The organism is Haloarcula sp. R1-2, from assembly GCF_011627385.1.
In the GTDB taxonomy this organism is placed as follows: domain Archaea; phylum Halobacteriota; class Halobacteria; order Halobacteriales; family Haloarculaceae; genus Haloarcula; species Haloarcula marismortui.
Map to the genome: position 1 here is coordinate 112,975 of NZ_JAANTG010000006.1, position 13,017 is coordinate 125,991.

The 13,017-nt window shown below is 59.5% G+C and carries 9 protein-coding genes; 3 read left to right on the top strand and 6 right to left on the bottom strand.

Features of this window, described 5'->3' with window-relative positions; genetic code table 11:
* Nucleotides 1-9: 9 nt before the first annotated feature.
* Genes G9C82_RS19320 through G9C82_RS19335 form a run of 4 tightly spaced genes read right to left on the bottom strand, consistent with a single transcriptional unit; the run spans nucleotide 10 to nucleotide 7,348 of the window.
* On the bottom strand, nucleotides 10-432 hold the full coding sequence (locus G9C82_RS19320) for a response regulator (RefSeq protein WP_241244154.1): 423 nt from the start codon (nucleotides 430-432) through the stop codon (nucleotides 10-12).
* Nucleotides 425-5,962, bottom strand: coding sequence for a PAS domain S-box protein (locus G9C82_RS19325; protein ID WP_127015071.1), 5,538 nt, complete (start codon nucleotides 5,960-5,962; stop codon nucleotides 425-427). Before G9C82_RS19325 ends, G9C82_RS19320 begins: the two co-directional genes overlap by 8 nt.
* On the bottom strand, nucleotides 5,959-6,855 hold the full coding sequence (locus G9C82_RS19330) for a winged helix-turn-helix transcriptional regulator (protein WP_127015072.1): 897 nt from the start codon (nucleotides 6,853-6,855) through the stop codon (nucleotides 5,959-5,961). Before G9C82_RS19330 ends, G9C82_RS19325 begins: the two co-directional genes overlap by 4 nt.
* Nucleotides 6,848-7,348, bottom strand: a complete 501-nt coding sequence (locus G9C82_RS19335; RefSeq protein ID WP_127015073.1) for a response regulator — start codon at nucleotides 7,346-7,348, stop codon at nucleotides 6,848-6,850. Before G9C82_RS19335 ends, G9C82_RS19330 begins: the two co-directional genes overlap by 8 nt.
* 729 nt (nucleotides 7,349-8,077) lie before the next feature.
* On the opposite strand from G9C82_RS19335, the gene G9C82_RS19340 reads away from it, so the two are divergent.
* The 3 genes from G9C82_RS19340 to G9C82_RS19350 all read left to right on the top strand — a co-directional run bounded on the left by G9C82_RS19340 (nucleotide 8,078) and on the right by G9C82_RS19350 (nucleotide 11,115).
* Nucleotides 8,078-9,157: a CNNM domain-containing protein gene (locus G9C82_RS19340; RefSeq protein WP_007188609.1), complete on the top strand. Its 1,080-nt coding sequence runs from the start codon at nucleotides 8,078-8,080 to the stop codon at nucleotides 9,155-9,157.
* Nucleotides 9,158-9,646: 489 nt separating this feature from the next.
* Nucleotides 9,647-9,934, top strand: coding sequence for an amphi-Trp domain-containing protein (locus tag G9C82_RS19345; protein WP_004966636.1), 288 nt, complete (start codon nucleotides 9,647-9,649; stop codon nucleotides 9,932-9,934).
* Between the two features lie 164 nt (nucleotides 9,935-10,098).
* Complete coding sequence (locus G9C82_RS19350) at nucleotides 10,099-11,115, top strand: AI-2E family transporter (RefSeq protein WP_127015074.1); 1,017 nt, start codon at nucleotides 10,099-10,101, stop codon at nucleotides 11,113-11,115.
* A 113-nt stretch (nucleotides 11,116-11,228) separates the two neighbouring features.
* On the opposite strand, the gene G9C82_RS19355 is transcribed toward G9C82_RS19350, so the two are convergent.
* Nucleotides 11,229-11,660 carry a Zn-ribbon domain-containing OB-fold protein gene (locus tag G9C82_RS19355; RefSeq protein WP_004966638.1) on the bottom strand — a complete coding sequence of 144 codons (432 nt, stop codon included), beginning with the start codon at nucleotides 11,658-11,660 and terminating at the stop codon, nucleotides 11,229-11,231.
* Complete coding sequence (locus G9C82_RS19360) at nucleotides 11,657-12,826, bottom strand: beta-ketoacyl synthase N-terminal-like domain-containing protein (RefSeq protein ID WP_004966639.1); 1,170 nt, start codon at nucleotides 12,824-12,826, stop codon at nucleotides 11,657-11,659. Before G9C82_RS19360 ends, G9C82_RS19355 begins: the two co-directional genes overlap by 4 nt.
* Between the last annotated feature and the right edge of the window lie 191 nt (nucleotides 12,827-13,017).

Genomic DNA, 13,017 nt, shown 5'->3' on the forward strand with positions numbered 1-13,017 from the left:
GTAGTTGAGCTACTGATTGGTGGCATCCAGAACCGCACTGCGGCGGTGATCATCTGGATAAATTCGTCGGGGTCGGTCGGTCGGCTTCGTCAAGTACGCGTTCGCGGACGACTCATACACACGGCGGATGTCGTCCGGGTTCTCCGAACTCGACACAGTGAGGATAGGCACAGCGTCTAATTCCGAATCTTTGCGGAGATATCGGAGGATTTCAAGCCCTGACTTGCCTGGTATATTGAGATCAAGCAATACTAATTGTACCGACTCTGCGGGGACGCCACCATCGCCGGTCAACTGTTCGATGGCATTTCGGCCGTTGTTGTATACGCGGAAGTCGATATCCCGGTCGACGGCAGCGACACCCTCTTCGATGAGTCGTACGTCGGCCGGGTTGTCCTCAACCGAGACGACAAGCGGCGTCGGCTCACTCATGTTCCTCACCTGCGGCGGGAAGTGTCACGAAGAACGTCGAGCCCTCGTCTGGTGCCGATTTGACCCGTATCTGGCCGGAATGTCGGTCAACGATCTTCCGGCACATCGAGAGCCCAATACCAGTCCCGCTGATTTCTTCGTGCGTGTGGAGTCGCTGGAACACTTCGAAGATATCGTCCAGTTGGCTCGGTTCCATTCCGATTCCGTCGTCGGACACCGCGTACTCGACGGTATCGTCGCCGGACCGGACGACAGAAATATTCACGTGTGGCGTTTCTTCGCTGTACTTGATCCCGTTCTCGACGAGGTTCTGGAACAACTGAACGAGCTGGTTCGTGTCGCCGACGACGTGGCCGCCTGCATCGGGGACGTTCACGACCGCGCCGGACTCTTCGATGTTCACCTCAAGGTTTCGAGCGACTGTGTCAAACACTGCATCCATATCGGTTGATTCGAACGCCTGCCCGCGAGTATCGACACGCGAGTAGGCCAGCAGTGCCTGTATCATCTCCCGCATCCGCTCGGCTCCGTCAACGGCGAAGTCGATGAACTCCAGCGCGTCGTCGTCCAGCACCTCCTCATTGCGTCGTTCGAGGAGCGTGAGGTAGCTCGAAACGGTCCGAAGCGGTTCCTGCAGGTCGTGGGAGGCCGCGTACGCGAACTGTTCGAGTTCTTCGTTGGACTGCTCCAGCCGTTCGCGAGTGTCTCGCAACACCTGCTCGCGCTCGGCCCGACTGAGTGCCGTTTCGACGGTCGCAGCGAGGATTTCGAACAGCCCGCGGTCGGTCTCGGAAAATGCCCGCTGTTCGGTGGACCCACTTATCAAAATCCCCTTATCGCCCAGCGGCACGAGGGTCTCGGAGCGTATCGGTGTGTCGTCGTTGAACCGTGCCTCCACTTCCTGTAGGTCGTCGTAGACCCGCACCTCGCCGCTCTCGAAGGTCTCCCAGGCGAGCGATCCCTCTCCATCGAACGTCGGCTGCGTGCCCAGTAGCGCCCCCGCTTCATCTGTTAGTCCCGCCGGAACGAGTGCGTCCTTCCCCTCATCGTACCACCAGATTCCCGTCATCGGCAGGCCGAGTACCCGCTTTGCACTCTCGGTAGCGGTAGACGCGACTTCCGACGCGTCGCTGGCCGACAGGAGTCGCTGCGCGGTCTCGTTGAGTTCGCGGAGCTTCGTCTCGACGGCCTCACCGGCGAGTTCATACCGTACCCACTGGACAAGGAGTTCGACGAACGCGCGCTCGCTTTCATCGAACTGGTGGTCTCGGTTGTCGCGGTCAGCAAAGCAGAGTGTCCCATAGAGTTCGCCGTTGACGGTCACTTTCCCGCCGACATAGCAGCCCAGTCCAAACATTTCATACGCGACGTCGTCCGGCCAGTCCTCTTCGACCGCGTTCTGGATGGTGAGCGGTTCGTCCTGCTCGATAGTCCGCCGGCAGTACGCCTTCGACATCGGTGCGGACGCCCCGGCCTGTAGCTCTGAATGGGAACCCGACGCCTCAACAATATGCTGTGTCCCATCGTCGATACGGGTCAAAAAGCCATACGGCAGGTTGAGTCGCTCACAGCCCAGTTCGAGTATCGCGGCCAATTTGCCTTCGAACCCACGGTCTGTATCGGATGCGACTTCGGTCATTTCGCGCAGTGACTGCTCACTCTGCCGAAGAGACTGTTCGAGTCGCTTTCGGTCAGTGATATCGATAAGGTAGCCCAGATAGTGCGTTATCTCGCCGTCGTTACGGATGATCTTCGTGTTGTCCGTGACCCACTTCACCTCGCCGTCGGCCGTGACCATCCGGTATGGGTCGTGACTGAACCGTTCGGTCTCGGTGTCGGTGTTTGCTTGCACCTCCGCGGTGACCGTATCCATGTCCTCGTCGTGAATCAGCGTCTTGTACGGGATGTCACCCGACTCCAGCTCTTCCGGCGTGAAGCCAAACGTCTCGGTGACGTTCTCCGAGACGTATTCCACAGGCCAGTCGGGTTCGTTTTGCCACTTGAATACGACCGCGGGACCCTGTGCGAACATATCACGCTCTTCTTCGAGAGCGTTCTCGGACTGCTTCTGGTCAGTGATATCCAGGTGGATACCGACAGCACGGGTCGGCTGGCCGTCAGAATCACGTTCAACGACTTCGCCGACGTCCCGAATCCACTTCCACTCACCACTCGCTGTCCGCATCCGATGGTCACAGTCGTACAGTTCTGCCTCCCCAGCGAGATGTGCCTCCAGCGCGTCCTCGACACGGTCCATATCCGCTGGATGGACGCGTTCTTCCCACGTTTCCAGCGTGTGGGCAATCTCATCCAACGAGAGGCCGAGCATCGACGCCCACTGCTCGTTGAACGTCACGGCATCCGTGGTCATGTCCCAGTCCCAGACACCGAGATTCGCGCCTTCGACGGCGAGGTCAAGTCGCTCTGTCAGCTCCTGCACGTCCTGCTCTCGCTCCTTTCGATCGGTGATATCCTGAAAGATACCACGGGCCCCGACGACTTCGCCGTCGTCGAACTCGGGGTCGCCGACAGTCCGTACCCACTTGACCGCATCAGCCGCAGTGACGATGCGCAGTTCCTCGTCGTACGGTTCGCCTTCTTCGACCAGCCGATCGAACACCGCATTGAGTGTCGGCCTCTCCTCTGGATGGTAGTAGTCGATGCCGTCCTCGACAGTAACGTCGGCATCGAGCGGCAAGTCATGAATGCGATACACCTCGTCCGTCCACCGCAGCTCATCTGTCTGGAGGTCGATTTCCCAGCCGCCGACGGACGCGATATTCTGTGTTTTCTCGAGGAACTCGCGGTTACGGACCATCTCCCGCTCGCGGGCTTTTCTATCGCTGATATCACGAGAGATGGCGATAAACCGTATCTCCCCGTGGACCTCTGTTTTCGATATCCAGACCTCAACTGGGAAGATACTCCCGTTCTTACGACGGTGATTCCCCTCAACCCGGCGTGTTTCGCCAAGTGCCATGTCGCTCCACAGTGCACGAAGTTCCGTCCGGCTATGTCCGACCTCGAACTCGGCGACATTCACCCCGCACAACTCTTCGTAGCCGAGCTGGTCGATCTGAGTGGTGTTCGTGTCGATAATCTCGCCGTTCTCGTCGTGGACAATAATGCCATCGGGCGACTCGTCGAACAGCGCCCGGAGCCGTGCCCGCTTGCGCTCTAGTTCCTGTTCGCGTGCTTTCCGTGCCGTGACATCACGGGCAACGACTGCTGCCCGTTGTTCGCCGGCGGAGGTGAACGGTGAGAACAGACACTCCAGAATGTACTCCCCGGTCGGTAGTTGCAGCGGTACTTCACACCGCTCATTGACCTGTTCCCCATCGAGCGTTCGCTCTAATGTGTCGTTGAACGTTTTGTAATCAGCCTTGTCGGTAACCAAGCCGTCGAACAGTTCCATTATATCCTGTCCGAGAACCGAACGTGGCTCGACATCTCCCAACGAGAGCGTTCTTTCGTTTGCGTAGGCGAGTCGCCACTCATCATCAACGATGAACGCTGCCTCGTTCATGTTTTCGATGAGCGCCTCGTACTGTTCGAGTACGTTCTCTCTGGCTTTCTGCTCCGTGATGTCACGGTTCGTACAGATGAGTTTGCCATCGTCGAGCAGCGAGAGCGCTAGTTCCTGGGTGACCGGCGATCCATCGCGTTGCCGTCCGACCGTCTCGCCGCGCCACTGACCGTGCTCTTCCAGTTCCGGAAACACCTCCTGTCTGATTCGCTCGACTTCCTCGTCGCTGTACAACCGTCGCCACGAACTCCCGATGAGGTCGTCAGGGTCATATCCGAACACCGCCGCGTGCGCCTCGTTCATGTAGATGTACTCACGGTCGTCGTCGAGGACGGAGATGCCGTCCATCGATGCCTCCATCGCGGCCGATTGCATCTCCAGCTCGGCCTCGCGCTGTTTGAGTTCCGTGATGTCCGTTGAGACGCCCAGCACGGCGTCGCCGGGTGTGTCGACCGGGTCGTAGGGGATTTTCCTCGTCGATAAAATCCGCTCTATTCCATCAGTGGTCGTCAGCGACTCTTCGGAGATGTGCTTTGGCTCCCCGGAGTCGATGACGGCTCGATCGTCAGCCCGAAACTGTTCGGCCGCCGCCTCGCTGTCGGCGAACTCGGCGTCGGTTGCCCCCTCCAGTTCGTCGACCGTGGTCCCGTACGCGTCGGCGACGGCTTCGTTTGCCAGCAGGAACGTTCCCGATTCATCCTTTGCGAACACCAGCTGTGGGAGCATATCGATTATCTGCCGCAACCGTTCGCGTTCGGCGTTCGCTCGCTTCTGATTTCGCCGTCTGCTGATCTCTTTGCCCGCCCACTGTGCAACGGTGCGGACGAACGTTTCCTCACTCTCTGAGAACGCCGACGCCCGGCTGTCCCGGTCCGAGAAGCTGAGGACTCCGTACTGCTTGTCGTCGACGGTGACTGAGACGCCGAGATACGCCGCTATCTCCCCCGATTCGGCGGCACGGTGCTCTGTGAACTCTGCCTCCTTCACGTCGTGGAACCCAAACGGTTTGCCGGTCGTCGCGACGCGCTCATCGAACGTCGTGTCGAGGGGGCGTCGCTCAGTGGCTGTTGCTGTTTCCCCAGCGGTGAATACGTGACGGGGAATCCGCGCCTGCCCGTCTATCTCAGCTATCACACCAGTTTCAACATCGAGATAGTCGACCGCAAGCTTGAGCACTGCCGCCGCCTGCGTCGCGAACGGTTTCTTCTCGTCAGTCGTTATATCGTGAAACTGCTTGAGCGCGCGATTGCGCTGCTCGATGCTGCGCTTGTAGTTGAGTTGGCTCGTCACGTCCCGGACCGTCGCGAAGAACGCGAACGTCCCACCCGCCTCTCTTTTGAGCGGCGTTCCGACTGTTTCTCCTTCGAACGTTGTCCCGTCCGCCCGCTCGTATTCGACGACGTATCGGTCGCGGCGCTGCGGGGCTTGCTCGTTGAACCGTTTGTCACCCTGGCGCTCGAACGTCTCGGGATCAGCGTACAACAACTGTGACTTCTCGCCGAGGACCTCGGACGCGTCGTACCCGAATAGCCGCTCCGCCGCGGGATTGAAATCAGTGATTCGGCGGTCGGTGTCGGCAACGATGATAGCGTCCTCCGTCTCGTGGAACACGGACTCGAACAGCTGTTGACTGCGCTGGAGTTCGAGTTTTCGCTCGCGTTCCGCTGTCAGTTCGCGGAGGCACACGGTCAGCCCATCATTCGACGGGTATGCATGCACTACGAATCGGGTGTCACGGGGGCCAAACACCATCTCGAAGTGACAGGGCTCCTGTGTCTCGACCGCGTTGTGACACGCGTCAAACGCGGCCGAGTCGGCACTGTCCGGAAACACCTCCCAGAGCGACTCCCCGAGAAGTGTCGCCGGGTCGCGGTCGACAAGCGCGGCCGTCTGCTGATTGATGTAAGTGAACCGCCAGTCAATATCGAGCGCAAAAACCGCCTCGTCGATGCGGCCGAAGACAGTCTCAGGTGTTGTTTCTTGCGCGATATTGTCAGTGCTCATTGTGTGTTGTTTGCCCGTAGCTGTTCGAGTGCTGTTTCAGCGGCTTTTGAGGGGTTCTCGATATCGTGTTCGAGCGTCTCGAGGCGCTTCTGGTAGCGGGTGTACGCGTCGTCGGCTGCCAGCTCGTCACCCGGCACTTCCGCCTCCAACAGCGCTAGCTTCGACCGGAGTGCCAGCAACTCCCTGACTTGCTCGTCGTACTCGGCTCGCTCGATAAGGGTCGCGACGGCCGACTGTAACTCATCTTTCAGCACCGGCTTGGTGAGATACTCGTCGAACCCCATCTCGAGGATTTCGACTTCTGGGTCTTCGGCAGTGGCCATAACCACGCGAGTGTCGTAGCGCTGCGAGCGGATCCAGTCGAGCACTTCATCACCCGTCAGTCCCGGCATCCGTCGGTCAAGGACGACGACATCCACGTCCGTGTCGAGTTGGTCTAGCGTTTCCTTTCCATCTCGTGCTGTCCGGACAGTGTACTCGTCTTCCAGCCACGTCTCATGCATGGTGATGACACGCGTATCGTCGTCAGCTATCAAGACAACGCGTTCTTCATCGTTACTGTCAAGATGTGTCTCGCCCCAGTCCGCGAGCGACTGAATGACTCCCTCCAATTCACCCCCACGTTCGGTTAGCGTATACTCAACGCGGAGGGGTTGCTGGCTGACCTCGGTCCGGTCGATGATATCGTGTTCCTGAAGCTCAGATAACGCGTCGGTTAGGACCTTCGCGGAGACACCGTCCAGTCGGTCCTCGAGGTCGCTGTAGCCCAGCCCATCGCTCGTCGCCAGACAGCGGATGATGGCCGGATGCCACTTCTTTGAGACGAGAGACACGCTCTGCTGGAGAGATTCGGGTAAGAACGGCCTTTCAGCGTCCGAAAAGACATCAGTCATACGATATTGTTGCGCTGTCGGAATATAACGACTGTGGCGGTAGCGACACCTGGCTGAACCAGAATGCGGCGAACTCCTGAATGGCATCGGCGTAGGTCTCAATGTCGCTGGCACCCGAGATATGTCCGTTCACGCCGTGCTCGTACGCACTCTGTATGCGCTCTTTCGCCTCGTCTGGGGCCACTGTGTGATTGACAAGCGCAATAGCTGGAAGCGTCTGCAGTCGGGGGCTCGCCCGTATCGCGTTGAGCACGGTTAGCCCGTCGGCCGGGGCCGTCGTGAAGTCGATAGCGACGAGACAGGGGGACGCCACAGTGGTCTCGTCCTCACACATTGTCGTCAGGCGGTCGATTACTGTGCGGACATCTGCTGCAATGTCCATTGAGATGTCTTCGCGCTTGAGCCCACAAGAGATCACTCTGGCATCCATTGGGGTTGCACCGACGAGCAGGACACTCGCATGGTTGTCCCCGGAATCTGTGTTGCCCTGCATCACTCCGTGCCTCGGTATATGCTCCTCTCTTGTCTCCAACAGTGCATGCCAAACTGTTGCTGTAGCGTGTAAAGAGCGTGCGCTAACCAAAGGCTAAGCTAGTAACTAACTTCTGGGTAAGTGCAATGGCTCCCGCTGGATGTCGATGGCATTGACTCGAGCGAGATGCAGTCTCACTTCGCTGTCGCCTCCCACGACAGTAAACACGATTCACAGCGACGTGAAGAGTAATTTCTCCGAGACTGCGGCAGACCGACTGCAGTGCGAGGGGACGCCATCACAATCGGCCAGGCTGTATTAAGCGGTTGCTGGTCGGCGTCGGCAGCCTCACCACTCAGCGATGCTCTCCGTTTCAGACACGTACATCGGAGAACGGACTGCTGGGAAGTGCTCTCTACCCCAATTTCACGACGCGCCGAGATTTTCGCGTGAGCCACTAGACAGCCGTTTTCGGGGCACACTTTTTCAGCATCGCAAGACTGCTCTACTGTCCGTATCCCCACTCTTCGAGAATGTCGGCGAGGTCAACAACCTGCGCTAAACCGATAATGACCGCGGCTTCCCGAAGGTCAGCCTTCTGTACTATTTCACCGAGTTCCGACTCAACAGCTGACTGAGTCTGGCGCTATGCATTCAGTATCGACTGCTGGAGGTGGAAACCGAGATAGGGCGTCCGACCACGGCGTAGCAGCAGTAGATTTAGATAACGGCCAGAGAAACCAGCGTTTGATGCCTATCTCGCTGGTAACGTGGCTCCGTCTGTTCGGTGGTGTCGCCTTACTTCTGGGAAACAGCTTCTTTGTCACGACCGAGTTCGCGATGACCCGCGTCAGGCAATTTGAGGAGGACGCGTTTCTCGGCAACGGACGTGGACTTGAACGCGCCTGGAACATGACCAAGCGGCTGGAGATATTCCTCACAGGCTGTCAGGTCGGAATCACCATCTGTAGTGTCGGGCTGGGAGTTGTCGCTGAGCCGGCTATCACAGCAGTGCTGGAGCCCCTGCTGGGCGCGGTTGGCGTCACCGGCGGCGGACACACGACGCTGTCCGTGCTCCTCGCGCTGGTAGTGGTCAATCTCATGCACGTTATCATCGGCGAGCAGGCACCGACGTATCTGGGAATCGAGCGTGCCAAGCTCGTCGCCGGATACGGCTCGGGCCCGCTGTACGTCTGGACAAAACTCATGTATCCGGTAATCATCGCAGCGGACTGGGTGGCCAAGGCCCTGCTGGGCCTCTTCGGCGTCAAAATCTCCCGTTCGTGGACTGAATCAGAAGCCGAAAGCGCTCCCGCAACCACTCGCGCCGAACTGCGCAGCGAGATGGGTGAGTCACTCAGCCGACTCGATATCTCCAAAGAGCGACGAAGTGAAGTTATCAATGCCCTCGATATCGGCGCAACGCCAGTCAGTGAGATCATGGTTGATCGCAGTGACATCGTCGCGCTCTCGACGACTGACGACTTCGAGACGAACATGGACCGGATCGACGGGATGCCATACGTCCGCTTTCCGTTGATCAAAGACTCAGTGGACTCGTTCATCGGTGTCGTCTACGCCCCGACAGTGTTGCACAACTACGAAATGCTGGATTCGGGGGCGACAACGCTCGAAGACCTGGTAACCTCGCCGCTGACTGTCGCTGCTGAAACAACTATCAGTGACTTCATCGACCGATGTCAGGCCGAAAATCAGGAACTCGCCCTCGTGGTCGCAGATGACGATGTCGTTGGTCTTCTCACCGCGACAGACGCGTTCGAGGCGATCACCGGTGAACTCGAAGACCCGATGGATCGCGCGGCCGAGTGACTATCGGCACAGAACGCATCAGCACAGCGCTGTTGTCAGACCCATTCACCGGCCTTCAGGCGAGCCGTTAACTGGATGCTCTTGAGAAGTCCGCGCGGACGACACCGCCTGAATTCGGCTCGCCCTCCCCATCTTGATACTCCAGTCCCCGGACGGCCGTGACGGCCGTGATGGGTATCTGTTGGTCTGCCTGTCCAAACAGCAATGCTGCCCGGCGGGGAGTTCGTCTGCGACGAAGTCGATGAGATCGCCGTCTGGTTCGACTCGGGCGATATTAAGACCGTGAAACGTGAGTTCTGTCAGCATTTGGATGTCGGAAACGGGATAGTTCAACGCGAAGACGATTGCACAGCGGTGGGAGTAGGCGAGATTTTGTCGAGATGTGTTCCACCGAGCATACCAACGTCCGAGACGAGAGACCGAAATTTGATCGTGGTTTAGTCGTACGGCGGGCGGGTTTATTGTGACAGGCTGTGTACCATCTCCCGTATGCCCGAAGAAGTTCTGTTCAAGTCAGAAAGTAACCAGAGTCGAGAAGCGATTGCATCGTACCTCCGGAAAGTCGCGGACAATCTCGACAGCGGAAACGATATTACCCTGAAAGCAGGCTCTGAGACTGTAACGCTGGCTCCCCCTGCCCGACCAACCTTTGAAGTCAAAGCTGAACGTGAAGGTCCAGCAGGAAACATGACTGAACTGAGTGTCGAGTTCGAACTCGAATGGGACGAGACTGATGGCGAGGACGGCGGCGGAAGTGGGCAGCTAGAAATAGAGTAAGTACTCCGCACACGCTGGGGCGTTGTCTGTCATTTCTGACTGACGCTATCCTGTTTGGACCACCCACCGATCGCTTGCTAACGGCTGCTCTGGCACACCGGAGACGACACAGGCCACTGTGAAGATATCGAATCTTTTTGTCATCGGTCGTTAAACTCGCAGTCGTGAACCTCAGCAAGGGGTTTGTCCTCACCCTCATCGTCACCCTCCTTGTGCTAGCTGGCATGCTGATACGGCCGTTTCTCCAGTACATTCTCGGTGCTGTCCTCCTCGCCTACGTTCTCTATCCGCTACAGGTCCGCCTCGAAACGTATGTCTCACCGATGGTCGCTGCACTCTCGCTCGTGACGCTGGCAGTCGCTGGATTCGTCGCCCCGGTCGTAGTTGTCCTCGCGTCGGTGGCCGATAGTGCTGACCGGATACTCCGAGAGCTGGGCACCGAGCCGGTGCAGCTTGACGTAGTCGAATCCCGAATCAAGGAACTTACTGGCCGCGAGGTCGATATCGCCGGTGAACTCGTCAGTTCCGGGCGGGACATCGGAACGATCATATTCGAACGGTCGACCCAGGCGTTCAGTACGGTCACCTTCCATCTCATCGGGATTGCGTTAGCACTTTTTCTGATCTACTACCTTCTCAAAGACGGCGATGACCTGGTCGACTGGCTCCAACAAACAGTGCCCCTTCCGGTGGACGTCCAGCGTGATTTTTACGACGAAATCGACGACGTGATGCTAGGCGTCCTCTTCGGCCACGTCTTCGTTGCCATCGTTCAGGGAATTGTCGCCGGCGTCGGACTCGCCGCCACTGGCGTTCCCAATGCGCTGTTCTGGACGGCTATCATGGTCGTGCTCGCGATGGTCCCACTCATCGGGACAATCCCTGTCTGGGGTGGGGCAGTAGTGTACCTGTATGTCACGAACGAGCCACCGCTTGCTGTCGGGTTATTCCTTTACAGTGTCATCATTGTTGGACTCACCGACGACTATCTCCGGCCGTTCGCCGTCGATAGGTACGCGAAGCTCAATCCGGCCGTCATCCTCCTCGGTATCCTCGGCGGGGCATACGCATTCAGGGTTATGGGACTGCTCTTCGGTCCCGTCGTCCTCGGGGCGCTCAAAGCCGCTCTCCGCGTCGGTCTGGATACCTGGTCTCAGATCGACGACGGAAACATTGGTTGACCGACCGCTCCGAATCTGCCGACGATAACCTACTCTGCCGACGATAACCGTACACCCCATCAGCAGCGTCGACGGGTTACGGTGGCTGACACTGTCTCACCGTCGCCTGTCTATCATCGCGGCTCAAAGACGTGAACCGGCCAGTCGGTCTCGTAGTCAAGCGCGATTTCCTGCTCTGTGGCCGTCGGCTCACGCACCGTGAGTTCGACCGGGTCCCCGATGGTGACATCGGCGTAGTCGGCGGTGACGCGCCCAAGCAGGCGGCCACCGTCCGCGAGTTCCACGACGGCGACCGTGTAGGGCGCGTCCGCTTCGAAGGCCGGCGGCGGCGTGTGGACCGCTGTGTACGAGAATATCTGGCCCTCGCGGGACTGCGATTCGACGTCGACAGCGCGACTGCCACAGGCGTAGCAGGCCGGTCGCGGCGGCAACAGGACCTGTCCACAGTCCGCACAGACTCCGCCCAGAAGTTCGCCGTCTGCGAGGGCGTCGAAGAAGCCCGGTAGCGTCCGCGGGTCGGTCGCATCGAGGTCGCTGCCCGTCATGGTGCCTCCGCCGTCGTGAGCACGTGGCTGACGGTGACGGCATCCCCGACGCCTCCTTCGTTGAGCAACAGAGCTGTCTCGGCACCCTCGACTGCCCGGTCGCCCGCACCGCCCGTGAGCTGTTCGTAGGCTTCGAGCGCCTGCAAGAGCCCGGTGGCACCGATAGGGTGACCGCGGGCCTTCAGTCCCCCACTCGGGCTCAACTGCACATCCGTCCAGCCGTCAGCCCGCTCCGCTGGTGGCAGGTAGCTCTGATAGCCCGTTCCTGCGGGAGCGAAGCCGGCGGCCTCCGCGAGCAGCGCCTCGCAGACGGTGAAAGCGTCGTGAACCTCCGCGATGTCGACGGCCGTGGCGTCGATGCCTGCTTCCTCGTAGGCCGTCTCGGTGGCAACGCGAGCGCCCGCGATATCGGTCATATCTCGCTCAGCGACCGCGATGTTGTTCGCAGAAGCCCCACTGCCAGCGACGCGCACCTGTGGTTGGTCAAGCTCGGCCGCCAGTTCGGCGGTCGTCACGAGGACGGCGGCGGCACCGTCTCCGACCGGCGCACAGTCGTAGAGCTTCAGCGGCGGGGCGACGGGGTCCGATTCCAGCACGGTCGCCACGTCGATCTCTTTCGGGAACTGTGCCCGGGGGTTGCGAGCGGCGTTGGCGTGGTTCTTCACTGCGATCTCGGCAAGGTCTCGCTCCGTGGCGTCGGTCTCATGGAGGTAGCGCTGGCCGAGCAGTGCGTACTGGCTGGGTGCGGTGATGCCGGAGCGTTGCTCGATGGCGCGGTCGAATGCCGCCGAGAGCGCATCTGTCGCGCCGCTGGTGCCCGCAGACGTCATTTTTTCGACGCCGCAGGCAAGCACCGCCTCGTGTTCGCCGTTGCGAACGTCCTTGACCGCATGGCGTAGCGCGAGCGCGCCCGCGGCGGCACACCCCTCGACCCGCTCAGCGGGGACGTGACGGAGGCCGGCCCATTCGGCCAGTAGCGTCCCGTGCATGATCTGGTGTTCGTAGCTCTCCGACTGGTTCCCGACGTACACCGCCTCGACGATCTCGGCAGGGTCGGGCAGTTCGTCGAACGCCTCTGCAAGGGCCACTGAGAACAGGTCGCGGCCCGGGAGGTCTGTGCGGCCGAGCGGTGAGGCACCGACCGATGCGATGACTGGCTCTGGCATCTGTACCACTCACGTCTCAACAGACCTAGTTAGTCGTTCTCATTTTCTATATTTTTGATGTATTCGGCTGGCAAACTACACACATCGTTTTCTATCGGCCCGCAGAGAAGAGGTCTCTTGGAACGGCTGTTTTCCTGATGGCACGGCTTTCAGACACGTGGCCCTGACAGCTATGGCCGCTGTGTCGAACA

Excerpts from the sequence above, each read along its gene's own strand:
- G9C82_RS19320 (WP_241244154.1), bottom strand. The coding sequence starts at position 432 with ATGAGTGAGCCGACGCCGCTTGTCGTCTCGGTTGAGGACAACCCGGCC.
- G9C82_RS19325 (WP_127015071.1), bottom strand. The coding sequence starts at position 5,962 with ATGAGCACTGACAATATCGCGCAAGAAACAACACCTGAGACTGTCTTC.
- G9C82_RS19330 (WP_127015072.1), bottom strand. The coding sequence starts at position 6,855 with ATGACTGATGTCTTTTCGGACGCTGAAAGGCCGTTCTTACCCGAATCT.
- G9C82_RS19335 (WP_127015073.1), bottom strand. The coding sequence starts at position 7,348 with ATGCAGGGCAACACAGATTCCGGGGACAACCATGCGAGTGTCCTGCTC.
- G9C82_RS19340 (WP_007188609.1), top strand. The coding sequence starts at position 8,078 with ATGCCTATCTCGCTGGTAACGTGGCTCCGTCTGTTCGGTGGTGTCGCC.
- G9C82_RS19345 (WP_004966636.1), top strand. The coding sequence starts at position 9,647 with ATGCCCGAAGAAGTTCTGTTCAAGTCAGAAAGTAACCAGAGTCGAGAA.
- G9C82_RS19355 (WP_004966638.1), bottom strand. The coding sequence starts at position 11,660 with ATGACGGGCAGCGACCTCGATGCGACCGACCCGCGGACGCTACCGGGC.
- G9C82_RS19360 (WP_004966639.1), bottom strand. The coding sequence starts at position 12,826 with ATGCCAGAGCCAGTCATCGCATCGGTCGGTGCCTCACCGCTCGGCCGC.